This is a genomic window from Sphingorhabdus contaminans, from assembly GCF_007280415.1.
GTDB classification, from domain to species: domain Bacteria; phylum Pseudomonadota; class Alphaproteobacteria; order Sphingomonadales; family Sphingomonadaceae; genus Sphingorhabdus_B; species Sphingorhabdus_B contaminans.
The window spans coordinates 218,070-240,251 of record NZ_VKKU01000002.1; the positions used below are offsets into that span (position 1 = coordinate 218,070).

Consider the following 22,182-nt stretch of genomic DNA (forward strand, 5'->3'; position numbering starts at 1 on the left):
ATCATACTCGAACAAAGGCGCTGCGAAACGTCTTCGATTAAGATGGGTAAACCCGCTTCGCCATCACCCTTTGGGCAAATGAATAATCCAACTCTGGTCGGTCGGTTCGATCCGCCCCTCCCGATAGCCGCCGGCGAGCAGCGCAGTATGTGGATCGGCGCGAACTAGCGTCATATAATTCCATTGTCCGCCAAGATCATAATCCAGGCGCGTTCCAGCTCCTCGCGCGACGTCGAATATCTCGGGCGACGTATCCCCCGCCGCGACGAGCACGCGATTGCCGGGGAGTAATAGCAGCCCGTCGGCGATCTTGAACCGCGGATCGACAAGGTTGCCTGCAGTGACAAAGCGCCCGGCTACGACATCGAAGCGCTCGACCGACCGCAGTTTGCCCCCATAGTCGCGTATGTCTGATCCGCCAACAATCAACACGTCGCCGTTCGCCAGCCGGACCGCGCCATGTTTATATCGTTCCTGCGCCATCGCATCGGCATAAGTGAACCGTCCGGTGGCGGGATCAAACAGTTCGGCGCTCGCGAGCGCGCGGCGCGGTTCTCGGTCGGGGCGACCGCCCCCGGCAACCAGCACCCGACCATCGGCGAGCAGTGTCCCTGTCGCGCCGCTGCGCGCGGTGATTAACGGTCCCGTCGGTGTCATCTTGCCTGTCTTGGGATCAAAGATTTCGGCGTCGGCGCGCACATCGTCCCCGTCATAGCCTCCCGCGATCAGGATACGGCCATCGGCGAGCGTCACGACCGTCGGCGCGTTGCGCGGAGCAGCCATCGCCGGGCCCGCAATCGATCGGAGGGTCGCAAGGTCAAATATCTCGGTCTCTGCGCTCACCCGCCCGTTGACCCAACCGCCAAGAATTAGCACCCGGTCTCCAGGCAGCGCGGTCGCGGAAGGCTGAATACGCGCCGTGAGCAGATGCCCCGTCGCGATCACCCTCATGTTCGGCGCAGCGATGATATCGACTGTCGCACTTGCTGGACCCGCTTCGCAGCCTAACTGCACGCATCCACCAATCGCAAGCAGTCTGCCTTCACTCGCCGCCAGGAGTTGGTGCGTCGCCCGCGGCGACCCGAGTCCGGGGCCCTGTTCTATTCGAACTTCAACGGAGCCTTTCTCGGCGGCGCCACCACCACCCATACAGGCAGCAAGCACCAGCGTCACGGCGGACAAACTTAACCTATTGCGCATCGGTATCTCCCTTCAGCGTGGCTCCTGCAAATTCAGAACAACGGTCGATTTTCAATGCATGTCGTGCTCAGTCTAACTGGACAGAATTTTGATTCAATGTGCTTGAGACAAAATGAGCGCCGCGTAGACACCTGTTCATTAAGGGTGGTTATCCCGACCAGTGCCATAACAGTCGCGTTATTGAATCAACTGGGGTGCAATCGAGCGGGGTGAAGCATCATTGTATCGAAAATGTGCAATATATGCTGGAATGCTCGTTTCAACGCCTGCACTGATATGTGCGCCAGCGCATGCCCGTAAAGTGACGTTGTCGACATCTGACCTCAAATACATTGTCAACAATGTCGACGTCTATCTCGCGGCACCCAACAATCCATTGCTCATTATTACTAGTGAATGCCCCAATCCCAATTTTGATGCACATATCGGCCCAGTATCCTCCAAGCAGGCAACGGTTGCTGTTTTCCAAGCAGCAAAGCCACGAATGCATTCAACGCGTGTGATAATGTCCAGTTTTTGTAAGCCAAATTTATTTAACCGCTACTTGATCATTACTGCCGACAGTCCGCTACCAACCTTCTTCGTGCCTTAGTGTCTTCGTGCGAACCACACACCAAAAACGGCTAAGCCAAAGGACCGCCGAAACCTTCCGGGGCGGGCCAGTCTGGGGCGTGTGCGGCGAGGACTTTGAAGAGGGTTCCCATTTCGCCCGTTTTGATCAGGCGGTCGCGGGCGGTGAAGATGTCTTCGCGTCTGTCGGGCGACGCTTCGGCAAGTGCAAGAGCGCGTTGGCCGATGCCGAGCGCGGACAGGAATACACCTTGTGTGGTCGGACCGGCCACGACCAGATTTCGCATCCGCGCAAGGTTGGCGAGTTCGAAGAAATTCACATGTGCGGTCAGGTCGCAAGTACCGGGGTCGAGGAACGGATCGGCATAATCATGGGCCTTTACCGCCTGCAAGGTGCTGCCGAGGCCGGGCTGGGTATAGCCATAGTCGATGACCAATATAGCGCCGCCCTGCGTCGCGATACGGTTGGACAGTTCGTACATGATCGCCGCGGCATCGGGCGAGGATTCGAATATGCTGCCGACAGGGGAATTCTGGAATGCGGCGGGGACCGAGCCGTCCATCGGGTAAGAGCCGGGCATGGCCGCAAATTTCGTGCCCCGGTCGCGCACAACCACCCGCTCGCGCCAGCCGGCATGGGTCAGGATAAGCTGCCGGATGGGAAGCGCATCGAAAAATTCATTCGCGACCACCAGCAACGGGCCATCGGTGGGCAGGCTTTCAACCCGTTCGTGGAACGTAGCGAGGGGGACATTCTGCAACTGCTGCGCGCGCAACGCTTCGCTGGTTTCAACAAAATGGACAGGCGGCGCAAATTCGAATTTCGACATGGCACGCAAGGCGTCTGCGGCCAGGGTGCCGCGGCCCGGGCCAAGCTCGACATAATGGCAGTTGCCCGGGCTGTTCTGGCGCAGGTAAAGGTCGGTCAGCCACATGCCGATCAGCTCGCCGAACATCTGGCTGATTTCCGGGGCGGTTATGAAATCGCCCTCCACCCCGAACGGATCGCCCGCGCCATAATATTCGCCGTTCGACGCGCGCATATATTCGGCGACGCTGATCGGGCCGGAACCCTCAATCTGCTTCGCCAGGCGAAGCGCCAGCTGCCCGGTGTCAGGCGACACTGCTGCTGCCCGAAACAGGCTCTACCCGTTTGCGCCGGCCGGAGGCGGTCGCGATCAGGAACAGGCCGATCAGGATCATCGGTATGGTCAGCCACTGCCCCATGCTGAGCCCGCTTGCCTGCACCAGCCATTGCAGTTGCTGGTCGGGTTCGCGGACAAATTCGACCGCAAAACGTGACAGACCGTAGATCAGCGCGGCGGTTCCGAACAGAAAGCCGGGCTTGTACCGCGCGTCGGTCTTGAAAAAGAGCGGCCACATGATCGCCGCCATCAGCAATCCTTCCAGCGCGGCTTCGTACAGCTGGCTGGGATGGCGCGGTTCGGGGCCGCCATTGGGAAAGACAATCGCCCAAGGAACATCGGTCACCCGGCCCCACAGCTCGTCATTCACGAAATTGGCAAGGCGCACGAGGAACAGGCCGAAGGGGATGACGCAGGCAATATAGTCGCACACCCGCAGGAAAGAGAGCTTGTGTTTGCGCGCCAGCAGCCAGATGGCGATAATTGTCCCCAGCGTGCCGCCATGCAGCGACATGCCCCCTTCCCATAATTTGAAGATATCGACGGGATTCTGAAGGATGGAGGGCTGGTAGAAGAAAATATAGCCGAGGCGGCCGCCGACGATGATGCCCAGCGTTGCGTAGAGGATCATATCATCGGCATGTTCGCGCGACATGGGCGCACCGGGCCTGGCAAGCAGCTTGAGAAGAAGCCAGTAACCCAGAAGGATTCCAGCAAGATAGCCCAGCGAATACCAGCGGATCTGGAAAAAGCCCAAATCCAGTGCAACGGGACCCACGCCCAGATTTTCAAACTGGATATAATCGGCAGCAGTTGCAATAATTTCAAACGGCACGGGAAATCCTCAGTAAATTTTGACATTCCTATAGAGCGAAATAGAAGGTGCACAAAGAGTTTAGGAGAGAATCATAATGCCGACCGAATTGGACCTTGCAATCAACGCGACGATCACGCGCCTGATGGAGAATGATGGTCCGCTGACTGTTACTCATGTTGAAAAATATGGCGTGCAGATGCCGATGCTGGCGAAGGCCCCGGCCAATCTGTCGGACTATTTCGCCTTCTTCTGTGCAACCCATGCCGAAAAGGAATTTCTGGTCGACGGCAATTGCCGCCTGACCTTTGCCGAAACCTATGCCGCGGCCCGCGCACTGGCAGGGGGACTGGTCGAAGGCCGCCAGTTGCAAAAGGGCGACCGCGTCGGCATCGCGGCCCGCAACTCGGCCAACTGGATCGTCGCCTATATGGCCATCATCATGGCAGGTGGCGTCGCGACACTGCTGAACGGCTGGTGGCAGGGCGGCGAACTTTCCGAAGGCATCCGCATGGTCGGCTGCCGCTATGTGCTTGCTGATGCCCAGCGCGCCGCGCGCCTCGAAGGGCAGGATATCGGCGATTGCCAGCTTCTGATTTTCAGCCACGACTGCGCGCCGCTCGACGGTCTGTCGGTGCTGACCTCGCAAGGTGGCGGCGCTGAAACCCCGTTGCCGGCGATCGACCCGCTGGACAATGCAACGATCCTGTACACCTCGGGTTCGACGGGCCAGTCCAAGGGTGCCTATTCGGACCATCGCGCCGTTGTGCAGGGCGCGATGAGCTATGTCGGCCAGACGCTCGTCTTCTTCGAATTGCTGAGCGCGACCGGGCAGAGCATGCCATCGCAACCGTCGGCCCTCGTCAACGTGCCGCTGTTCCACGTCACCGCGTCGGTCCCGCTGGTGCTGCAAAGCTTCGCCATTGGCCGCAAGCTGGTGCTGATGCCCAAATGGGATGCCGAAGAGGCCATGCGCATCATCGAGAAGGAACGGATCAGCTATTTTGTCGGCGTGCCGCTGATGAGCATCGAGCTTGCCACCCACCCGAACCGCCACAAATATGACCTAACGAGCTGCACAGCCTTTGCCGCCGGCGGCGCGCCGCGCCCGGTCGACCATGTGAAGAAAATCCGCAAGGAAATGAGCTGGGGTTACCCGCTGCTCGGCTATGGTCTCACCGAAACCAATGGCGTTGGCTGCGGCAACTTCACCGAAAACTATCTGCTCAAGCCCACCAGCACGGGTCCGGCGACCAAGCCTCTGGTCGAGGTGCAGATGCTGGATGATGACGGCAATCCGATGCCGCAGGGCGAACGGGGCGAAGTCTGCATCCGGACCATTGCCAACTTCAACGGCTATTGGGACAATGAACAGGCAACCCGTGACGCCTTTACCGATGACGGCTTCTTCCGCACCGGCGACATCGGCTATCTGGATGAGGACGGCTATCTCTACATCGTCGACCGCAAGAAGGACATCATCATCCGTGGCGGCGAAAATATCAGCTGCCCCGAAGTCGAGGCCGCGGCCTATGAGCATGACTCGATCGTCGAGCTTTCGGTATTCGGGATTGCCGATGACAAATATGGCGAAGTGCCGGGCATTGTCTATTACACCAAGGATGGCGTGCCGCTGCCGGAAGAGGATTTGAAAGCATTTCTCGCCCCGCGTCTGGCGCCGTTCAAAATTCCGGTGCATTATTGGCAAGCGCCCGAGCCGCTTCCGCGTCTCGGCACGCAGAAGATCGACCGCGTTACCCTGCGCCGCGAATATAATGCAAAGGTCGGCACGACAGCCTGATATCGTCCCTCTGCGCGCATTTTGGTTCGACCCGGGAGAAATAGGGGTATAGGAGACCCTATGGCTTCGACAGCGGATCATATAGTTAAGCAGCGCGATATCATCGACCGGAAATCGCTGGCGGAAACGCTCGACGAAATTGCGTCCGAACGCGAAACGCTGACCCAGCGCGCACGCGTGCTGGAACAGTTGCAGACGGCACTGGCGCATGGCCGGGGCGAAATCGACCGCCGGTTGCAATTGCATCCGTCGCAGGGATATCGCGCGGCGACAGAGCAGGCCTTTTTGATCGACCAGATTGTCCGGCTGATCTACGATTATGTCACGGTCCATGTCTATCCCGCGGCCAACCGCTCATCATCCGAACGGATCGCGGTGCTGGCGGTCGGCGGCTATGGGCGCGGGGAAATGGCGCCGCACAGCGATGTCGACATCGCCTTTGTAACCCCGTTCAAACGCAGCTCATGGACCGAACAGGTCGTCGAGGCGATACTCTATCTTCTCTGGGATTTAGGGCTGAAGGTCGGGCAATCAAGCCGTTCGCTCGACGAGACAGTCAAGATGGCGCAAGAGGATCTGACCATCCGCACCGCATTGCTCGAAAGCCGCTTCGTCTGGGGCGACCGCGAGATTTATGAGCAGGCCAGCCGCCGTTTCTGGAACGAAGTCGTTGGCAAGACGGCGTCGGAATTTGTCCGGCTAAAAATGATCGAGCGCGACGAGCGGCACAAGCGTATGGGCGACAGCCGCTATGTTGTGGAGCCCAATGTCAAGGACGGCAAAGGGGGCTTGCGCGATCTGCATACCCTTTACTGGATCGGGAAATATATCCACCAGGTGTCATCCGCATCCGACCTCGTCAGCGTCGGTCTGCTGACCGCGGACGAATATCGGCGGTTTCGCAAGGCAGAGAATTTCCTTTGGGCGGTGCGCTGCCATATGCACGCTATCACCAATCGCGCCGAAGACCGCCTGACCTTTGACCTGCAGCGGGAAGTCGCCGAACGGATGAACTTCGCCGACCGCCCCGGACGTTCGACTGTCGAGCGGTTCATGCAATATTATTTCCTGAACGCGAAAACAGTGGGCGATGTGACCGGCCTGTTCCTCGCGCATCTCGACGAAGCCATGGCGAAGAAGGGGCGGCGTTTTCTGCCGACCTTCACGCGCAAGCCCCGTAAACTCAATGGCTTCCAACTGGACCGCGGCCGCCTGGCCCTGCCGCATGACAATTTTTTTGAAGAAGACCCGGTCCGGCTTCTGGAGATATTCCAGCTTGCCGATCTGCACGGCCTGGAAATCCATCCCCTCGCCATGCGCGCGGCCCAGCGCGACGCCCGGCTGATCGACAGAAATGTGCAACGCAATGCGCGGGCCAATGCGCTGTTTCTGGATGTCTTATGTTCGCCGCGTGATCCCGAAACAGTGTTGCGCTGGATGAATGAATCGACGGTTTTCGGACGCTTCATTCCCGATTTCCGGCGCGTGGTCGCACAGATGCAGTTCGACATGTACCATCACTATACGGTCGACGAACATTCAATACGCGCTATAGGCCTATTGGCGGAGATTGAATCGGGTGAACTAAAGGCAGATCATCCGCTGTCGACCGCGATCATGCGGCAGATTGTCAGTCGCCGTGTGTTATTTGTGGCGACATTGCTGCACGACATCGCCAAAGGCCGTGGCGGAGACCATAGTGTTTTGGGGGCTGAGGTTGCCGAAAATCTATGCCCGAGGCTGGGGCTTAACCCTGCAGAGACAGAAACAGTGGCATGGCTGGTGCGCTACCACTTGCTGATGTCGGCGACCGCTTTCAAACGGGATTTGGCCGATTTCAAAACGATCCTGGATTTCGCCCAGGCCGTTCAGTCGCCCGAACGTTTGCGGCTGTTGCTGGTCCTGACCGTGGTTGATATCCGCGCCGTAGGTCCGGGCGTCTGGAACAGCTGGAAACGGCAGCTATTGTCGGATCTGTATGAGGCAACCGAGGAAGTGCTGCGCCTTGGCCACAAGCAGCGCGGTCGTGAAGAGCGCATTGCCGCTAAGAAAGAGCAGTTGGAAAAGATACTCAATCTGCCCGCCGCCGAGTTTGCCAAGCTGGCAAAGCGCTTGCCCGATGCGTACTGGATTGCCGAACCATCCGACATCATCGCACGCAATGCAAAGCATTTGCTCGCCAACAAGGACGCCGATCTTGCCATCGATGCCTGCTATTATCCGGAGCGTGGTGCGACACTGGTAACCGTTTATGCAGCGGACCATCCTGGACTTTTCTACCGTATCGCTGGCGCCATCCATTTGGCGGGTGGCAATATTATCGATGCACGAATCCATACAAGCAGCGACGGCATGGCGGTCGACAACTTCCTGATCCAGGATCCGCTTGGCCGGCCATTCCGCGAGCAAGGTCAACTGAACCGGTTGTCACGCACGATCCAGGATGCCTTGACCAATCGCGCAAAGTTGATGGCGCAGCTCGATGCAAAGCCGAAAGCCTTGCGCCGTGCAGATGCCTTCAAGATTGCACCATCCGTTTTCATCGAGAACACGGCATCGAACCGCTTTACGGTGGTCGAAGTCAACGCGCTCGACCGTCCGGCGCTGTTGAATAATTTGGCGCAAGCGCTGTTTGAATCCAAGGTCACTTTGCACAGCGCGCATATTGCGACCTATGGCGAACGGGCGGTCGACACATTTTACGTGACGGACCTATTTGGCGGAAAAATTGAAAGCCGGTCCCGACTGAAGTCGCTCGAAGCGCGGCTGATTGATGCTGCGGCTGGCAACCATCTGACCAAAGGCAAAGCTGCCGCATAATCGCACTGCAGGTGGACAAAATCATGCGTGGGCATGATGTGGTGCAGCTACGTACGCGTTCCGAACCACAGCCTTTAACGTAAAAAAAAGGGCCGGTCTTTCGACCAGCCCTTCTTCTTGTCTTGTTCGGTAATCCGAAGATTACATGCCCGAACCCGGACCGTAGGTGACTTCCACGCGACGGTTTTGCGGTTCACGCTCACCATCAGCGGTCTGTACCAGAGGTGCGGTTTCACCGAATGCTTCGGACGAAATCGCGCCACCGGCAACACCCTTGGACTCAAGATATGCACGGACGGTCGAGTTACGACGCTGCGACAGACCGACGTTGTACGTTGCCGTACCCGACTTGTCTGCGTGTCCAGCCAGCATGACCTTCGCATTGCCGCAATTGGCGTACTGGGCAACGGCGTTGTCCAGAACCGAAGCTGCGTCAGGACGCAGGTTCGACTTATCCCAATCGAAGAACACGATATATGGCCCCGAGTTGCAAACCGGCGCAGGTGGCGGCGGCGGGGGTGGCGGGGGTGGCGGGGGTGCAACATAAGGCGGAGGCGGAGGCGGCGGTGCCACTTCCACAGGCTCCGGTGCGCCACCGAAGTTATAAATCAGGCTGCCCATGATGCTGTGCGAGCGGAAACGTGTGTCCACCGAACGGCCCAGACGATCTACAACATTGACATTATCAGCGTTGAAGAAACGATATTTCAGGCCAACATCCCAGTTGTCGCTGATCGGTGCACGAACGCCGGCAAGAGCCTGCCATGCGAAACCGGTGTCCGAATCGTCGAGCCACGAAGGCGCGCCCAATACGGTCTGGAGATCAACGCGAGCAACACCGACGCCACCGCCGACGAAGCCCTGGATGCCGTCATCATCACCAAAGTCCAGAAGACCATTGACCATGAAGCTCAGTGCGTTTGCATCACCGCCAACGTCATAATTGCCGCCAGGTGCGAGTCCGGTCGAAGCACCGCCAGTGATCTGACGGGTCGCGCTTGCGAAGGTCTGTACGTCTGCTTCACGATACGATACTTCTGATTCCAAACGGAAACCACCGAAGTCGTAACCTACAACACCACCAAAATCATAACCGGTGTCATTGTCGAGCGACGCTGCGTCATTAACGCCAGCGATGTCCAACTGCATATCTTCAACAATCATGGCACCGCCATCAACTCCGACATACCACTGGTCGTCGCGGGCCAAAGCCGGTGATGCCAGAGCAGTAGAAGCGAGCGCCAAACCTATGGCTAACTTACGCATCAACTTTCCCCTTTTCTATCTTAGGAACGGAAATTCGAGAACGCAGGTCTATCGATTCTGTTCCATCGATGCAAGCAACTATGTCGTTATACTGTTGCCGAAATGTCGCTATTTGACGAAAAAAGCCCATTTTCGACAGCCACTTTTTACGCGATAGTTCAACGGGTAACATGCCCTAACGACCTGAAATGGTCCAACAGCCGCTTAATCGCCTGACGCGCTTCTGCATCGACGGTTGAACCGCCGGCGGGGTCCGGGATCGCAGGTGCCGCAATCCAGTTTCCATCGACGTGCACAAGATCCGTTCCCGTTGCATTCAGGCGAACCCGCATTCCCTCCGCCGGACGGGCAAAGCGCCAGTCGGAACCAACCCAGATGGCGAGCTGCCCGGACTTTCCCGACCACTCGCCCGTGGCCCCGTCGTCAATCAGCCAGCATTTGCCAGTTGCATCGTCGTCGAGGTCAGGAACTGCCGCAATGCGATCTGCGGCAACCGCATGCAGTAAAGCATCAATGCGAACCAGCGCCTCATTATGCGTCACTTCCTTTTGCGTCTGGCTTGTGACCAGCAATGGCAGGTCAAAACGTGCGGTTTGCAAGGATGGCATAATCTATTCTCCTTATGCGAATTAAATGGTTCAGACGGGCCCTAATTGCAGAGGCCGGGACTCCGCAAAGCGGCCGATCTGGACAATTTCGACCGTCAATCCGGATGACGCGGGAACAGGCAATTCACCGGCATTCAAAGCAAAGGTGGGGACAGCCATTTCCCACTCGCCGACAAGCGCGGCATCTGCAAACAGGCGCACCCGATAGCGTTCTGTATCTTCGGCAATGATCTGATCGACACCGTCTTTCCAGCCATTGTCGATGCGCGATCGCCTGATCCAGCGCGCCGATACTCCCCCGTCCGGGGTGCGCGCAAAAGTGCCATGAACCGGGGCCAACGGTGTCGTTGCCAGTGCGCGAACTTCGACGGACGATGTAACAGGATGACTGTCACCCAGGCCTAATGCCTCGGCCTTTACTACGTCGCCCGATGCAAAAAGGCGCTCGTCGATGATCCGGGCGGTTTCCGGTTCGACCAGAAGGAAAATCGATCCCGCGGGATGCGGTGGCACAGGTTCATCTTGCCCGTGGCATCCCCGCAAAAGATTGGAAAAGCGGTACATACCGCCCCCCAGATCCACGCAATTGCCATAGCGGATAAATTCGCCCCCCAGCCAGACAAGCGGGGCGTCGGGATCAAGGGGTGAACCTGTGCGGTTGGCGATGTCCATATTGCTGTTGAGCATCCGCACCGAAAATCCGGACCGCGCATCGATCAAATGCACCGGATGCGGCGTGAGCGGGTCGAGCGTTGTGCCCATGATCGCCGGCTGCGCCGTAATGCCCAGCTCAATCTGGTTTCCTGCCATATTCAAGGACAGCGCCGCGCGCCGCCAGCCAGTGTCGGTACCGCTCGCAAACAGGGCCACAAGTGGTCGTCCGGGATCATTCAGTCCGAGCGATGGCAATTCGATCGCGGCCAGGCGTGTTTGCCCGGTTCGAACATCGGGCGTCGCGACATGACGGCCCGGGATTGCGAAAGGTTCCGTCGGGCTGGATGCCCCCGGCTCTGCATGCGCCGTTATGCGCGCGGTTCCAAAGCGGCGCTCGACCTCGTCAATGTGCCAGACTTGCCCAGCCGCATCGGCAAAGCTGTCGCCGGGCGAAACTCGTATCCCGCCCGATGCCACATCGCCCGACCAAGCAAATCGCCCGCTTTGCATATGGCATAAACGCTGCTCAACAATCCGCTTAGCTTCGGTCGCATCCAGAACGGCAGGAAACTCGATCACCTCTTCACCCCGTGAAGACACCCCCCGGACACCCCGTTGTAGGCTGATCTGAAAATCACGCTCTGGATCATAATAGCGCAACGTCATGGCTTGCGGGATGCGACCTATTGGTTCGATTGTCTGTTGCGGCAATTCAAACTCTGCGCTGTTTTCGGACAGCGCCGGCACGATATCCGTCCGCACCGCAACCGCAGCCTGCCGGTCGCGAATATGCAGGTCCCGGTCCTGACGAACGCAGTCCAGCGACAAAATGTCAGCGAGATGCACAAGAGGTTCCCGGGCGGATGCACCGGCCAATGCAAAACCGCGCAGCGTTTGCGTGGCTGTTCCCCCCACAGCGCCGCCCGAGGCGTGCTCGAAAATTTCGGTGACGGGGACGGCATCTTCACGTTCGAACAGTTCGAACGTCAGCGACGGGATTCGGTTGCCATATTCGGCAAGCTGAAGATCCTCGAACATCGCATAGGCGATCCCGCGATAGGCGGGGCAATGGCCTGCACCTTCTGCCGATGCCATGAGCGGATCGAGCGGCTGGTCATCATGTCCGGTATATAAACGCAACTGCGTATCGACCTTCAGGTCGCCCGCAGCGCCGCGCAGCAGATTTCCGTCGGCCCAAATCCGGCCGATCCGCGCAACCGGGCGGCAGGACAGCGCGACCGCCATGCTGACCGAATAGCTGTAATTTACCGTCGAAGGCCGTCCCTTTCCGCCGCCGCTTTTCGTCCGCCGCTCCACCAGATCGGTTGCCCATATGACCGTGCCAGCGACGCGCATCACACCGAAAACCCCAGGAATCTGGGTGCCATAGCTGGATGTCTGCACCTCCAGTTCTTTAAGGCGCGGTCCCTGCCGCGCTTTGGGCGCGAACAATATATTGTCCGCCTGACGCCCCAAGGCCGCGCCAATCGCACCGCCCAGGGGGCCGCCAATCGCAGAGCCGACCGCTGTAAGAACAAGCGTTGCCATTTCAATCTCCCACAAGACGCCAGCGGCCGATGACAGGCCAGGGCAGAGATACAGGGTTCAGTACAACACGCCGCAGACCGGCATGCGCGTGGACCAGGCCATGCCCGGTCACGATTGCCAGATGGAATTGCCATGCGGCGGGCTGGCACAGCAAAATGTCACCCGGTGCCGGATTCTCCTGCGCTAAACGGCGGAAAACAGGGCAATCAAAAAAGGCTGTAATGCGTTCCAGATATTGACCGCGGAGGGTATAGCCATCGGGAATCCGATAGTCCGGAATATGCTCTGCCAGAGCCACAGCCACAACGCCGACACAATCCAGCCCTGCACGCGGGCATCTTCCGCCCAGCTTGAAAGGGACACCGACAAGATCAAGCGCACGGCTTGCCACCGTCGCGCGCGCATCAACTGGCACCGGGAAATCGGGTCAACACATCATTGCCCGGCAAAAAGGGTTCGCCCCGGAAGTTCAGGGCATTTCCGAACCGCATGGCGCAGGTTGCCAGTTGCTTGTCGCATCCCTCAAACAGCAGCATGCGGGTTCCAGGCGATGGAGTTTTGCGCGGTGGAGAGGCCAATGTCACGCAGCTTTCATCGCTGCCCAACAGGTCGAAGCATTGCCCACATTGGGGTCCGTCCATGATCCGCAATGTCCCATAGGCAAATGCATTGCGCTCAAAGTGCGGCATGTCGTCCAGATGCCATCGCGAACCTTCCGCCTGTTTCAGGCGCAGTGGGTGGCGAAATCGCGCAGGGTTCAAGCCGCAGGCCGCATCGCAAAAATGTGCGCGGCAGGATGGCGAGGTATAGGGCGCTACCGATCGTTCGAAGACCTGCTTTGATCCCAAAAATTCGGCCCCGAAGGCACTCCCTGAAAAGGAGACCGAGCCCAGCTCGCCAGAGGCGAGCAATTGCGGTTCCGTTTCGGGTTCCATCCAGTCGAACAGGAAGATTTCAAGATAGGCACCATCCCATCGTCCCGCAGCCAGATCGTCGGCCGTAATCGCATCCGACGTAAGCGCGCCGTGCACATCCAGCCCGTCACCATCCAGTCCCAGATTTTCGACGATGGTCGTGGGCTTCAATCCCGGGCTTGCCCGCAAAAGCAAATCCTGGTGCCAGATATCCTTATCATGCGATGTAAATCCCAATGTAACGCCATCGCTCCGCTCCAGACGCCACCCATAGGCCAGCGTTGTAACGCTGTGCTGCACAGCATTTTCCATCAGGGCACCTCTTTCAATTCGATCAGGGGGACCGAAGGAATGTCGCCTGCACCAAAGGTCGCACGGCTGACCTCAAGCCGGTCTTCCCCGAAACGCACCGGCACATCGAAGTAAAAGCCCGCAGTCACCCGTGCTCCTACGGGGGGAGCGGTTGCAAATTCGATGCTGCCAAAATCCACCAGCGCCCAGTCGTCCGTGCGCTCCCCTTCCAGGGCAACCCGAATGCTGCCGGTCCGCGGCCGTGTGATCCGGCGGATCTGCGCCGCGTCCCCATAATGTTTTACCAACGGAAAGACCGTTCTCACCCCATCGCCGAGCCCAAGAAACTGGTCCGACATTGCGGGTTCATCCGTCATGCCGTGCGAGCTGAAATCAAAAGGATCTTCAAAACGGAACCCGATAGCCGGGCCACGGCGTGCGCGGAAAAAGGCAAGCAGGCGGGACAGTTCCTCCTCCGAACGGACACCGGGACCGACATCGTAACTGAGCCGGGCGTCGGACCAGCTGCTGTTGCGCTGTTCATGCCCGGACAATGTCGTCACGATATTTGTGGAGAATTCGGCCGTTGCCATTGCCTCCCGCCCGATTTCCAAGGGAAATATTACATCGTCAAAGGACTGCATCCCGTCTGCCTCCTGCGCCGTTTCAAATAGGGTGAATCCATCGCGCGCCACCTGGGGCAGCGCCCAGATGAAGCATTGTGCTGCATCCCTCGCCAAGGCGCGCTCCGCCGCTTCGGCAATGGATCGCCATTGCAGCCTGTCCTGCGGGGCGAGCACGAAACCTGCAAAGTAATGCTGCTGATCAGGGGCGTAGCCCAGCCGTGCCGACATAAGTGCGACGGCTCTACCGGTAGAGCCATGGTCACCTTTTGTGACCCAGTCATAATCTTCCAACTGCAGCACATCAAAGGCGGGCGCCGCCCATGCGAGCGGGACATTTGCGCGCATTGCCTCCGGCGCCGCAGGATCCATTACGGTGGGCAGATAGACAAGCAAATGGGTCTCGGCACCCCCTTGTCCCGCAGCATCTTTGACAGCGGCGCACATTGCTTCGGTCGAATTGGCCAGCAACTCTCCGGCACGGTCCAGCATCGCCTTTTGGGCATCTGTTTTTGTGCCCGCCATCTGCGAAATCGAAACCAGCTGGTCGCCAAAAGCAGACTGGGCAGCATCATCATAGAGGCAGATCCGGCCATCGGGCATGATCCACCACCACGGCTCGCCAATCTGGAACTTCACCGGCAAACCCGCTCCGGTCTGGATGGCGACAAAGGCACGTGCAACGCTTTGCAGATACCCCATCGCGCCGGCATGCGCGGGCGAAAGCAGGGTAGAAGGCGGCACCCAGCCGGTCAGTGCCGGGTCGCCATTTTCGGCCCGCTGCTTCCAATCATTCCAGCAATGGGAATCCAGCAATTCATAACTGAGCGAGAAGATCAGCTCATATCCCATCTCCTTTGCCCGCGCGGCAAAATCACGATGCCAGGCGGCGCAAGGCGTATTCAGAACGCCTCCTTCAAGGCTGACATAATAGGCACCGTCCAAGGGCTCGAGCCGGAAATAATGGCTCATCCCGACATAATGGTTGATCACCTCGCGATAACCCAGCGCGTGAATCTGGCGGAGCAGGCGTTCGGGTGTCTGGTTGTAGCCATCGTCATAGCCGGTTGCCATTTTGAACCGGTGCTCGGGCAACAGGACTTCGCCCGTCTGGAGCATGACGCCCGCACCGTCGCAACTTATGCCACTCAATTCGACCCAACCCTCGGCAGGGGTCTCCAGATCTGCTGCCACACCGGTATAAGCGGGCGGGACCAGCGACAGGAACATCCTGTCAATATCCCCCGCATAAACGGGATCAGCCTCAGCCGGCAGCAGAAAGCCGCCATCGAGTTCGCTGAATTTCAGGGTGATTTCGGCATCTTCGGGCGTACCGACGGCATAGTTCCACAAGCGGACATACCAGCTTCGAAGGTTTCCTTCTGCATCGCGGCCCGAAAGCGTCAGCGTGGGACCATTGACCGCATCAAGCGGCATCAGCCCGTGGGACCGCCAACGGAAACGGAGCGTCAGCCGCCGGTAATCGCGGTTCGTTTCATAAGCGAGCAAGGGATGGTCCCACTGGTCCTCGCTTTCCCAGATGAGGCCTGCGAGATCGTCGCCTTTGTAAAAGACGGCGTCGGCGCGCAAGGAATCGGGACCCGATGACACCACCGATGCCATCATGGGGCGGGGGAAATTGACGGTCCAGAAACGGGGGTCGAACCGCATCATCGGACTGGTCCGCTGCCGCCGCCGCTTTTCACATAGCCAGAAAGGCATGGCTTACTCCTGTGTCAGAACCTGTCGCAGGGCGCGGGCGACATGGCGGCTGGACCGTTGCAAGGCGTCCGGTGCGCTGCCGCGACCATGGTCGGACACATGGATTGTCAGCCGGACCGATGGCGCAGGTGCGCCCACGCCACCTGTTTCAATCCTTCCGCTCGTTGTCGGTACGAACAGTTCCGGCCCTCGTTCACCCACGCGATAGGCGCGGCCGGGCGAGACAGGGCCACCCGTCGCCCGTCCCGGCGCGCCCAGCACATTGCCGAGCAAGGCACCCAAGCCGCCCAGCAAACCGCCGGCACCGCCCTGCCCGCCGCCACTAATGCTATCGAGGCCAGAGCGGAGCGCCGCTGCGGCGATTTCGGACAGAGCGGACAGGGCCACGCGGCGCAGATCTTCAAAGCCGAACTTGCCGCGTTGGATCGCACCTGTAAGTCCCCGCTCGAGCGCGGAACCGGCGCGCTCCAGTCCGCTGGCGAACGGCCCGTCGAGTTCCGCCCGCATTGTCGCAATATCGCTGGCAAAAGCACGCGTATCCGCACGGACCGCGACCACCAGCCGTTCAATTTCCTCATCCATCGGGGAAAAGCTCCATCAGTTTCTGCAATTCGGCGGAGACGGGCGGGGCCGTGCATGTGGAGGTCGCCACGTCCAGAATGCCCGACAATTCGCGGGGCGTTGCGTTCCAGAAATCAGCAGGGCGCCACCCCAAAATCCAGGCGCAATGGCCGCCCAGCCGCGCTGCATGTTCGGTGAAGGTCATCGCGCGCCCAAAATTTGCGCCAATATGCTTTTGAGCGCAGGTGTCGCCGCCGCGAGGCCCGCGGCCGCAATCGCCTCTGCGAAGTCATTCCGCGAAATGTCGGGCGTGACGTCATGAAGGCAATGCCAGAACAGCGCCACCATCTCGGTCAGCTTCAGTTGACCGCCCGCCGCGCGCTCCGCCAGAGAGAAGAGCGATCCCAACTCCTCTTCGGCAGCGGCGAGTGCTGCAAATGTCGGGCGCAGCATGAATGCAGCATTTTCGGTGCGCACGACCGTTTCACCGCGCGCTTCAATCGCGGGCGCGATCATAGCGACACCACCGGGCCGGAGCTTTCCAGCGCCAGAGTATAAGTGCGCTCCCCATTGAAATCGCCCGCATAATCAAGGCGCGCCACAAGGAATTTGCCCTGCAGCCGTTCGCCACTTTCAAAGCTGAGCTCATAATCGTCGAGCAGGCCCGACAGGGCATTGGTCTTGATCCTGTTTTCCGACGCGGAACCGGTAAACACACCTGCACCGGATACAGATACCGAACGGACTCCGGCCCCCGACAGCAATTCACGCCAGGCACCGGACCCCTTATGCGTGATCACGACGGCGTCGCCGTTGATCGACAATTGCGTGGTCCGCAATCCGGCGACTGTGGTGAAAACCGGCGGCGTTGCGCCGTCTCCGACCTTCAACAGGAAGGTGCTTCCCTTTTCGGCTGGCATGGATATAGTTCCCTTCATAAATATTGAACCGTGGGAGAGACGATTCATGTTGTTTTTGATGATGTTACTCGGTGCTGCCGATGCCTCGACAACGGCGGCGAGCCCCCAGAACGAAGGCCCCGAAATCGTCGTCTGCCCCACTGAACCGACGAACATTCCACCTTTCGGCGAGTCGTGCGCTGCGAAGGCGCAGGCCAAACGGATTTCAGAAATTCTTGCAACGCCAGTCCCGAAGGCCTCACTGCGCGGACAGCGCTACCGGATATCGGGTGATGGCCGGACGATAGTGGAAGAAAGCGGTTATGTTGTGGCTGTCGCCAGCCCCTGCCTCTTGCCAACCGAAGAAAAGCCGAAAGAGCTGCATGCGAGCTTCGAAAAACCTGAGGACAATAAGACGGTAAAAGAGGCCCCAATTCCGCCGGGTTCCTCACAGTCCATCACCAAATGCAAAAGTGAAAATTTCGCAGTGCAATTTAGTGCAGGGCATGGCGCGGGCAATTAAGGCACCGCCAGCATCCTGATCCGGTGCTCCACCAGAGCCGCCCACGGGCCCGCTGCATCGCGCACGATCATAGACCGTAAAAAGGCAACGCTGCCCACATGCCAGCCGGGTATCTCGCGCGGCAGGGCAGCGATGGCGGCTTCCACATGGGTCATCAGGTCCGACATGCGCGCCGCGTCATCCCCATTGTCCCATAATGTGAGCGGCAGGCGTATCTCCTTTCCGATCGCCGTCTTGGTGCTCCAGTCGGTGACAAGGGCATCGCCGATTGCGAGATAGGGAAAGACCGCGCGTGGGGGCGGGCCATCATATATGCCGCTCAATTCGGCCGAGAGGACGGGATGGGCCTGCAACGCCGCGACGATTGCGGACTGGAGTGCGGCAAGCGCGTTGTTCATTTTCCAAAATTCCTGAGTTGGGGATCATCAAGCATCCGGCGCCGCAAACGGCGGCCGGACAGAAGCACTCCGCCCCCTATCGCCTCCACATGCACACCCCCAGGGACGGGCGTTTCGGACAATTTTGCGATGGCATACGTTACCGCACCGGCGGCAACAGTGTCGCCGGCTTTGGCCAGTTTTTCCAACATGGCTTCCTCTCTTTCAGCGCTGCTCTTCGCAGGTCAGTACCATTTGCGCCGGTTCGCGCGGGTCGGTGATGATGGACCGGATGGCGAGGTGTCGGCCGCGCCAGGTCAGACGGGTATGCATGCCCACAGCCTCCCGCTTGCGCATGGTCACCTGCCACCGCGGCATGGCCGAAATGGCATCGGCGCGGACAAGGTCGGACGGCATCAATGGAAACAAGGCAGCCCAGGCAACACCTTCGTAGACATATCTGGCTTTCGCTGCGCCCCGCCCGTCACGGCTTTCCAGACGCGTTTCGAGCAGCACCCGCTCACGCAGGGATCCGGCAAATTCTGTCATGGCGATAGCTCCCTTAATCCACCCGCATCCGGCGCCACGGCATGAGCAAGGCCCGCACGGCAGCAGGCGGCCCGGCATCTTGCGGGGCGTCGCGATGGCTGTGGAAATGGGCCGTCAGCCGCAGCAGACCCAGCCGAAGAGATTCCGGCAGTTCCGCCCAGCTTTCCGACAAGCCCGCAATGCAGGCAAATTCGACCTGGTTCGCTGTGCCGCCATGCAAGATCCGCACATAGGCCTCGTCCTGCGATCCCGGTTCCTTCTGCCAGGCGTCGGGATCGAGGGGGACGCGTGCACCCTCCAGCGTTACGCCCGTTACCCCGGTTACCGAAACAACAGGTGCCAGGTGCAACCTGTGCCAGCCGGAACGCGCACATAAAGTCTCGCGGGCCGGACGACGGATCAGAACAGTCCGCGTGAAATGTTCGGCGTGCGCGATTGCCGCCAGCAGTGCCGCGCCCAGCGACGGATCTTCGTCGGGCCCATCGACACGCAAAAAGGCTCGCGCCTCGTCCAGCATCGCGCTGTCGAGGCCGAGCGGATCAAGGCTCAGCATGTGGTTTTCCTAAGTTAGTGAACTAGATGGCCCGAAAGCCCAACAAAGTGAGGCCACCGCGTATGGTGATGGCGGAAGCCGCGACCTCGCTGCGGAATTGCAACTGCACGGGCCCGCCTGCCGGACCGCACACAACATGGAAACGGGCGAAGAGGGGCGTATCCTGATTGGCCACGCGGGTGGCGGGCGTTACGTTGGTTGTGCTGTTGTCGGCAATTTGTTCGACCACGCCCACGGTTGTCCCGGTCGTGACGGTTGTCATATGTCCGATGACGGTTCCCGACGGAATGTCGAGCGCCATCGCAAGGCCCGTCGTCGCCGCAGCCGACTGGAACGCGCCGAACACTTCGACGATATAACTGCGATCGGGTGCGGCGATGAAGGACAGGCCGGTCACGGGTGCGAGATTTGTGGTGCTGTTCACCACATCGGCCTGCAATCTTTGCCATGTCCATGGATCGCCGCCTTCGCCTTGTCGCGCGAGCGGCTGGTGGCTGTCGGGTCCGGTTCCGACCGTCAGCCGGTCTTCATCGGTGAGAAGGTAAATCTCCCCGCTGCGGAGGTTATGGGCAAGCGAGGCGGCATCAATTTGCGCCCGCGTCCCCCGTTTGTGCATCAGGCGCGGCATCAGAATGTCCCGCAGTCCACATCGCCCACAGCCAGCGTCACAAAGGCGTTGCCTGTATCCTTGCTCCACTGCAGCGACGGGTTGAGCCGGATAACCCCATCGGTTCCATTTGTGCCAAAAATATAACCGGAAACACCCCCTGCGACGACCGCGACTTTTTCGTCGAGGTCGGACGAGGGGATGTTCAGCGCCGCCTTGAACGCGTTGACGGTAATCTTGCCCTCTTTCTGCCCGGTCGCCGATGCGTCGTGCAATATGAGCAAATCCGCCGCGCCATCGACGGCCGCGATCGTCGTCAAATCATCAATTGGCGGCACGACGGGAAGTCTGCTCGTTGGCCCTGTGGCGATATGGAGCGTTCCGCGGTCGGTCGTAAAATGCGCTTCGCCCGCAAGCATGGCTGCGGTAGGCAAATTGGCCTTGAGGCCGCGCTTCATCTGAATTCTTGGCATATTCTGTCCTTTGAATTTTTACTGGAATGTTCCGCAATCGATGGTTTCCGGCAGCTGCCCTGCGGGGCCCGGCGGGCCGATGACCGTCGGGATCGAAACCGTCCCTTCCGGCAACACAGCCCTCGCGGCAAGGATACGATCGTCAAATCCGCGCCAGCGCAGGATCACCGGCGGTTGGGGCTGGCGCCATTGCAAAACCAGCGTCATGCCGACACGCTCTCGCGCAAGGTGAGCGCAATGCCCTCGGTTATCACCACGCCGCCTGCAACCTGCAGCCGCGCATCGGCGACATAGGATCCCGCCGCCAGCCCCGCCGAAGTCGCTGCATCGATCGTAAGAGTCCAGCCCGCAGGAACCGCATCCTGCGCCGCCCGGGGCGCTATGGAAAAGGCCGCGGCAACAGGGGTCGTGGCATCGACCCCCGAACGTCCGGGCGGCACGGCCTTCATATGCGCCGTCACCGCCGAAACCGCGGCGGGATCACCGGCCACGGCATCCAGGGCAAGCTGGATGGTCTCGCCCCGTTGGAATATGTAGGATGTCATGGTGCTTCTCCTGACCCTCCCCACCGCAACGCAGCGGGGAGCATGTCACGGTTAATTGGCGGCAAATTTCATCAGCTTGATCGCTTCGGAATTGGTCACCGCCCCGCCCAGTCTCTTGGTCGCGTAGAAATGGACATAGGGCTTGTTCGAATAGGGATCGCGCAAGATGCTGGTCTCGGACCGTTCCGCAATCAGATAGCCTGCACGGAAATTGCCGAAGGCAATCGACAGGCTGCCCGCCGCGATATCAGGCATATCTTCCGCCTCGACCACCGGATAACCGAGAAGCATATCCGGCTGCCCTGCCGACAAGCCCGGCTGCCAGATGAAGGCCCCGTCGCTGGTCTTGAACTTTCGGATCGTTGCCAGCGTCGATGCATTCATGACCCAGCTCGCGCCCTGCCGGTAGGGGGCACGAAGGCTGTGGACCAGCTCGATCAGCCGGTCCTGGGGGTTGGCCGAGGCAAAGCCGCCCGCCGCACCAGCGGCCACATATTGCAACGTGCCAAAGGGCCGGGTCGCATCGCCTGCGCTGGCAACCGCGCTGCGCAAAAACCCCTTGGGCTTGTTGATCCCGTCACCATTGACGAAAGCTGCCCCCTCGGCCTTGGCAAATTCGGTCGCAATCTCTGCGGCAAGCCAGCCTTCAACGTCAAAGGCCGCATCGTCGAGCATGGCCTGCGTCGCCGCCGGATTGGCATATAGCTCTCCAAAGCTTGGCACAATTTCGTGGAAGGTAGGGGTCGCGGTTTCGGGACGGGTCGCCGTTTCCGATGCCCAGCCCGACGTAATCCCGTTCTGCGTCACCAGCTTGCGGTAACCTGCCGAGCCGACGCGCACCACATTTGCGATACTGCGAATGGGCGAAATATCACGCAAGGTGGCATCGATCACCGCGTCAATTTCCTGCGGCACAGCATAGCCACCATCAGCAGCGACGGTTCCGGTGACGCTTTTCAGCTCCACCTCCGATCCACGGCGTAGATAGCCGTTCACAAAGGCCGCCTTTCCGGCATCGGCAACCTGCGTTCCGGAAAGCGCCGGTCTGGTGACGGCAGCTTCCACGCACGCGTCTTCAAACACCGCATCCAGCGATGCGGCTTTCACTTCATAATCCAT

25 protein-coding genes are annotated in these 22,182 nt (G+C 59.7%); 3 read left to right on the plus strand and 22 right to left on the minus strand.

All coding sequences use genetic code 11. The annotated features are described in order from the left end of the window. Nucleotides 1-63: 63 nt before the first annotated feature. The 3 genes from FOM92_RS09195 to lgt form a co-directional block, all read right to left on the minus strand. Nucleotides 64-1,200 carry a Kelch repeat-containing protein gene (locus tag FOM92_RS09195; RefSeq protein ID WP_143776584.1) on the minus strand — a complete coding sequence of 379 codons (1,137 nt, stop codon included), beginning with the start codon at nucleotides 1,198-1,200 and terminating at the stop codon, nucleotides 64-66. 623 nt (nucleotides 1,201-1,823) lie between these two features. Next, the gene (locus FOM92_RS09200; protein WP_246087246.1) at nucleotides 1,824-2,894 is read right to left on the minus strand and encodes a class I SAM-dependent methyltransferase; all 1,071 of its coding nucleotides are present in this window, start codon (nucleotides 2,892-2,894) and stop codon (nucleotides 1,824-1,826) included. Next, the gene (gene lgt / locus FOM92_RS09205; RefSeq protein ID WP_143776585.1) at nucleotides 2,884-3,750 is read right to left on the minus strand and encodes a prolipoprotein diacylglyceryl transferase; all 867 of its coding nucleotides are present in this window, start codon (nucleotides 3,748-3,750) and stop codon (nucleotides 2,884-2,886) included. Before lgt ends, FOM92_RS09200 begins: the two co-directional genes overlap by 11 nt. A gap of 76 nt (nucleotides 3,751-3,826) precedes the next feature. Between lgt and FOM92_RS09210 the strand changes: the two genes are divergently transcribed. Together FOM92_RS09210 and FOM92_RS09215 are read left to right on the plus strand one after the other, a co-directional pair. Further along, entirely contained in the window at nucleotides 3,827-5,530 is a 1,704-nt protein-coding gene (locus FOM92_RS09210; protein ID WP_143776586.1) for a class I adenylate-forming enzyme family protein, read from the plus strand. A 60-nt stretch (nucleotides 5,531-5,590) separates the two neighbouring features. Then, the gene (locus FOM92_RS09215; RefSeq protein ID WP_143776587.1) at nucleotides 5,591-8,350 is read left to right on the plus strand and encodes a [protein-PII] uridylyltransferase; all 2,760 of its coding nucleotides are present in this window, start codon (nucleotides 5,591-5,593) and stop codon (nucleotides 8,348-8,350) included. 141 nt (nucleotides 8,351-8,491) lie between these two features. Here the strand turns inward: FOM92_RS09215 and FOM92_RS09220 are convergent, their stop codons facing one another. The 10 genes from FOM92_RS09220 to FOM92_RS09265 form a co-directional block, all read right to left on the minus strand. Next, nucleotides 8,492-9,616, minus strand: a complete 1,125-nt coding sequence (locus tag FOM92_RS09220) for an OmpA family protein (protein WP_143776588.1) — start codon at nucleotides 9,614-9,616, stop codon at nucleotides 8,492-8,494. Between the two features lie 158 nt (nucleotides 9,617-9,774). After that, on the minus strand, nucleotides 9,775-10,224 hold the full coding sequence (locus FOM92_RS09225) for a DUF2793 domain-containing protein (protein WP_246087247.1): 450 nt from the start codon (nucleotides 10,222-10,224) through the stop codon (nucleotides 9,775-9,777). Between the two features lie 30 nt (nucleotides 10,225-10,254). Further along, nucleotides 10,255-12,426, minus strand: a complete 2,172-nt coding sequence (locus tag FOM92_RS09230) for a phage tail protein (protein ID WP_143776590.1) — start codon at nucleotides 12,424-12,426, stop codon at nucleotides 10,255-10,257. Between the two features lies 1 nt (nucleotide 12,427). Then, nucleotides 12,428-12,841, minus strand: a complete 414-nt coding sequence (locus FOM92_RS09235; protein WP_246087248.1) for an NlpC/P60 family protein — start codon at nucleotides 12,839-12,841, stop codon at nucleotides 12,428-12,430. Continuing rightward, nucleotides 12,831-13,652, minus strand: a complete 822-nt coding sequence (locus FOM92_RS09240; protein WP_143776591.1) for a DUF2163 domain-containing protein — start codon at nucleotides 13,650-13,652, stop codon at nucleotides 12,831-12,833. The genes FOM92_RS09235 and FOM92_RS09240 overlap by 11 nt, the downstream gene beginning before the upstream one ends. Continuing rightward, entirely contained in the window at nucleotides 13,652-15,976 is a 2,325-nt protein-coding gene (locus tag FOM92_RS09245) for a DUF2460 domain-containing protein (RefSeq protein WP_143776592.1), read from the minus strand. Before FOM92_RS09245 ends, FOM92_RS09240 begins: the two co-directional genes overlap by 1 nt. Before the next feature lie 3 nt (nucleotides 15,977-15,979). After that, nucleotides 15,980-16,558: a tail tape measure protein gene (locus FOM92_RS09250; protein ID WP_143776593.1), complete on the minus strand. Its 579-nt coding sequence runs from the start codon at nucleotides 16,556-16,558 to the stop codon at nucleotides 15,980-15,982. After that, nucleotides 16,551-16,742 carry a phage tail assembly chaperone gene (locus FOM92_RS09255; RefSeq protein WP_143776594.1) on the minus strand — a complete coding sequence of 64 codons (192 nt, stop codon included), beginning with the start codon at nucleotides 16,740-16,742 and terminating at the stop codon, nucleotides 16,551-16,553. The genes FOM92_RS09250 and FOM92_RS09255 overlap by 8 nt, the downstream gene beginning before the upstream one ends. Continuing rightward, nucleotides 16,739-17,053, minus strand: coding sequence for a GTA-gp10 family protein (locus FOM92_RS09260; protein ID WP_143776595.1), 315 nt, complete (start codon nucleotides 17,051-17,053; stop codon nucleotides 16,739-16,741). The genes FOM92_RS09255 and FOM92_RS09260 overlap by 4 nt, the downstream gene beginning before the upstream one ends. After that, nucleotides 17,050-17,457, minus strand: a complete 408-nt coding sequence (locus tag FOM92_RS09265; RefSeq protein WP_143776596.1) for a phage tail tube protein — start codon at nucleotides 17,455-17,457, stop codon at nucleotides 17,050-17,052. The genes FOM92_RS09260 and FOM92_RS09265 overlap by 4 nt, the downstream gene beginning before the upstream one ends. A gap of 46 nt (nucleotides 17,458-17,503) precedes the next feature. Between FOM92_RS09265 and FOM92_RS09270 the strand changes: the two genes are divergently transcribed. Continuing rightward, nucleotides 17,504-17,959, plus strand: coding sequence for a hypothetical protein (locus tag FOM92_RS09270; RefSeq protein ID WP_143776597.1), 456 nt, complete (start codon nucleotides 17,504-17,506; stop codon nucleotides 17,957-17,959). Here FOM92_RS09270 and FOM92_RS09275 read toward each other — a convergent pair. Genes FOM92_RS09275 through FOM92_RS09315 form a run of 9 tightly spaced genes read right to left on the minus strand, consistent with a single transcriptional unit; the run spans nucleotide 17,956 to nucleotide 22,182 of the window. Beyond that, on the minus strand, nucleotides 17,956-18,357 hold the full coding sequence (locus FOM92_RS09275) for a DUF3168 domain-containing protein (RefSeq protein ID WP_143776598.1): 402 nt from the start codon (nucleotides 18,355-18,357) through the stop codon (nucleotides 17,956-17,958). The two genes, FOM92_RS09270 and FOM92_RS09275, sit on opposite strands and share 4 nt — an antisense overlap. Beyond that, entirely contained in the window at nucleotides 18,354-18,548 is a 195-nt protein-coding gene (locus FOM92_RS09280) for a hypothetical protein (RefSeq protein WP_143776599.1), read from the minus strand. The genes FOM92_RS09275 and FOM92_RS09280 overlap by 4 nt, the downstream gene beginning before the upstream one ends. Before the next feature lie 13 nt (nucleotides 18,549-18,561). After that, nucleotides 18,562-18,885, minus strand: coding sequence for a phage head completion protein (locus FOM92_RS09285; RefSeq protein WP_170226836.1), 324 nt, complete (start codon nucleotides 18,883-18,885; stop codon nucleotides 18,562-18,564). Nucleotides 18,886-18,898: 13 nt separating this feature from the next. Continuing rightward, nucleotides 18,899-19,438: a head-tail connector protein gene (locus tag FOM92_RS09290; protein WP_143776601.1), complete on the minus strand. Its 540-nt coding sequence runs from the start codon at nucleotides 19,436-19,438 to the stop codon at nucleotides 18,899-18,901. A gap of 22 nt (nucleotides 19,439-19,460) precedes the next feature. Next, nucleotides 19,461-20,066, minus strand: a complete 606-nt coding sequence (locus FOM92_RS09295; RefSeq protein WP_143776602.1) for a hypothetical protein — start codon at nucleotides 20,064-20,066, stop codon at nucleotides 19,461-19,463. After that, a complete protein-coding gene (locus FOM92_RS09300; protein WP_143776603.1) occupies nucleotides 20,066-20,518 on the minus strand; it encodes a hyaluronate lyase N-terminal domain-containing protein in 453 nt (150 codons plus the stop codon). The genes FOM92_RS09295 and FOM92_RS09300 overlap by 1 nt, the downstream gene beginning before the upstream one ends. Nucleotides 20,519-20,536: 18 nt before the next feature. Then, nucleotides 20,537-20,725, minus strand: a complete 189-nt coding sequence (locus tag FOM92_RS09305; protein ID WP_143776604.1) for a hypothetical protein — start codon at nucleotides 20,723-20,725, stop codon at nucleotides 20,537-20,539. Beyond that, the gene (locus tag FOM92_RS09310; RefSeq protein ID WP_143776605.1) at nucleotides 20,722-21,063 is read right to left on the minus strand and encodes a hypothetical protein; all 342 of its coding nucleotides are present in this window, start codon (nucleotides 21,061-21,063) and stop codon (nucleotides 20,722-20,724) included. Before FOM92_RS09310 ends, FOM92_RS09305 begins: the two co-directional genes overlap by 4 nt. Before the next feature lie 51 nt (nucleotides 21,064-21,114). After that, nucleotides 21,115-22,182, minus strand: coding sequence for a phage major capsid protein (locus tag FOM92_RS09315; protein ID WP_143776606.1), 1,068 nt, complete (start codon nucleotides 22,180-22,182; stop codon nucleotides 21,115-21,117).

Coding starts and splice junctions, on each gene's coding strand:
- FOM92_RS09270 (WP_143776597.1), top strand. CDS start 17,504: ATGTTGTTTTTGATGATGTTACTCGGTGCTGCCGATGCCTCGACAACG.
- FOM92_RS09285 (WP_170226836.1), bottom strand. CDS start 18,885: ATGACAGAATTTGCCGGATCCCTGCGTGAGCGGGTGCTGCTCGAAACG.
- FOM92_RS09210 (WP_143776586.1), top strand. CDS start 3,827: ATGCCGACCGAATTGGACCTTGCAATCAACGCGACGATCACGCGCCTG.
- FOM92_RS09310 (WP_143776605.1), bottom strand. CDS start 21,063: ATGACATCCTACATATTCCAACGGGGCGAGACCATCCAGCTTGCCCTG.
- FOM92_RS09295 (WP_143776602.1), bottom strand. CDS start 20,066: ATGCCGCGCCTGATGCACAAACGGGGGACGCGGGCGCAAATTGATGCC.
- FOM92_RS09305 (WP_143776604.1), bottom strand. CDS start 20,725: ATGACGCTGGTTTTGCAATGGCGCCAGCCCCAACCGCCGGTGATCCTG.
- FOM92_RS09280 (WP_143776599.1), bottom strand. CDS start 18,548: ATGTTGGAAAAACTGGCCAAAGCCGGCGACACTGTTGCCGCCGGTGCG.
- FOM92_RS09255 (WP_143776594.1), bottom strand. CDS start 16,742: ATGACCTTCACCGAACATGCAGCGCGGCTGGGCGGCCATTGCGCCTGG.
- FOM92_RS09275 (WP_143776598.1), bottom strand. CDS start 18,357: ATGAACAACGCGCTTGCCGCACTCCAGTCCGCAATCGTCGCGGCGTTG.
- FOM92_RS09240 (WP_143776591.1), bottom strand. CDS start 13,652: ATGGAAAATGCTGTGCAGCACAGCGTTACAACGCTGGCCTATGGGTGG.
- FOM92_RS09290 (WP_143776601.1), bottom strand. CDS start 19,438: ATGCTGAGCCTTGATCCGCTCGGCCTCGACAGCGCGATGCTGGACGAG.
- FOM92_RS09315 (WP_143776606.1), bottom strand. CDS start 22,182: ATGGATTATGAAGTGAAAGCCGCATCGCTGGATGCGGTGTTTGAAGAC.
- FOM92_RS09265 (WP_143776596.1), bottom strand. CDS start 17,457: ATGCCAGCCGAAAAGGGAAGCACCTTCCTGTTGAAGGTCGGAGACGGC.
- FOM92_RS09300 (WP_143776603.1), bottom strand. CDS start 20,518: ATGCCAAGAATTCAGATGAAGCGCGGCCTCAAGGCCAATTTGCCTACC.
- FOM92_RS09260 (WP_143776595.1), bottom strand. CDS start 17,053: ATGATCGCGCCCGCGATTGAAGCGCGCGGTGAAACGGTCGTGCGCACC.
- FOM92_RS09195 (WP_143776584.1), bottom strand. CDS start 1,200: ATGCGCAATAGGTTAAGTTTGTCCGCCGTGACGCTGGTGCTTGCTGCC.
- FOM92_RS09245 (WP_143776592.1), bottom strand. CDS start 15,976: ATGCCTTTCTGGCTATGTGAAAAGCGGCGGCGGCAGCGGACCAGTCCG.
- FOM92_RS09225 (WP_246087247.1), bottom strand. CDS start 10,224: ATGCCATCCTTGCAAACCGCACGTTTTGACCTGCCATTGCTGGTCACA.
- FOM92_RS09230 (WP_143776590.1), bottom strand. CDS start 12,426: ATGGCAACGCTTGTTCTTACAGCGGTCGGCTCTGCGATTGGCGGCCCC.
- FOM92_RS09215 (WP_143776587.1), top strand. CDS start 5,591: ATGGCTTCGACAGCGGATCATATAGTTAAGCAGCGCGATATCATCGAC.
- FOM92_RS09250 (WP_143776593.1), bottom strand. CDS start 16,558: ATGGATGAGGAAATTGAACGGCTGGTGGTCGCGGTCCGTGCGGATACG.
- FOM92_RS09220 (WP_143776588.1), bottom strand. CDS start 9,616: ATGCGTAAGTTAGCCATAGGTTTGGCGCTCGCTTCTACTGCTCTGGCA.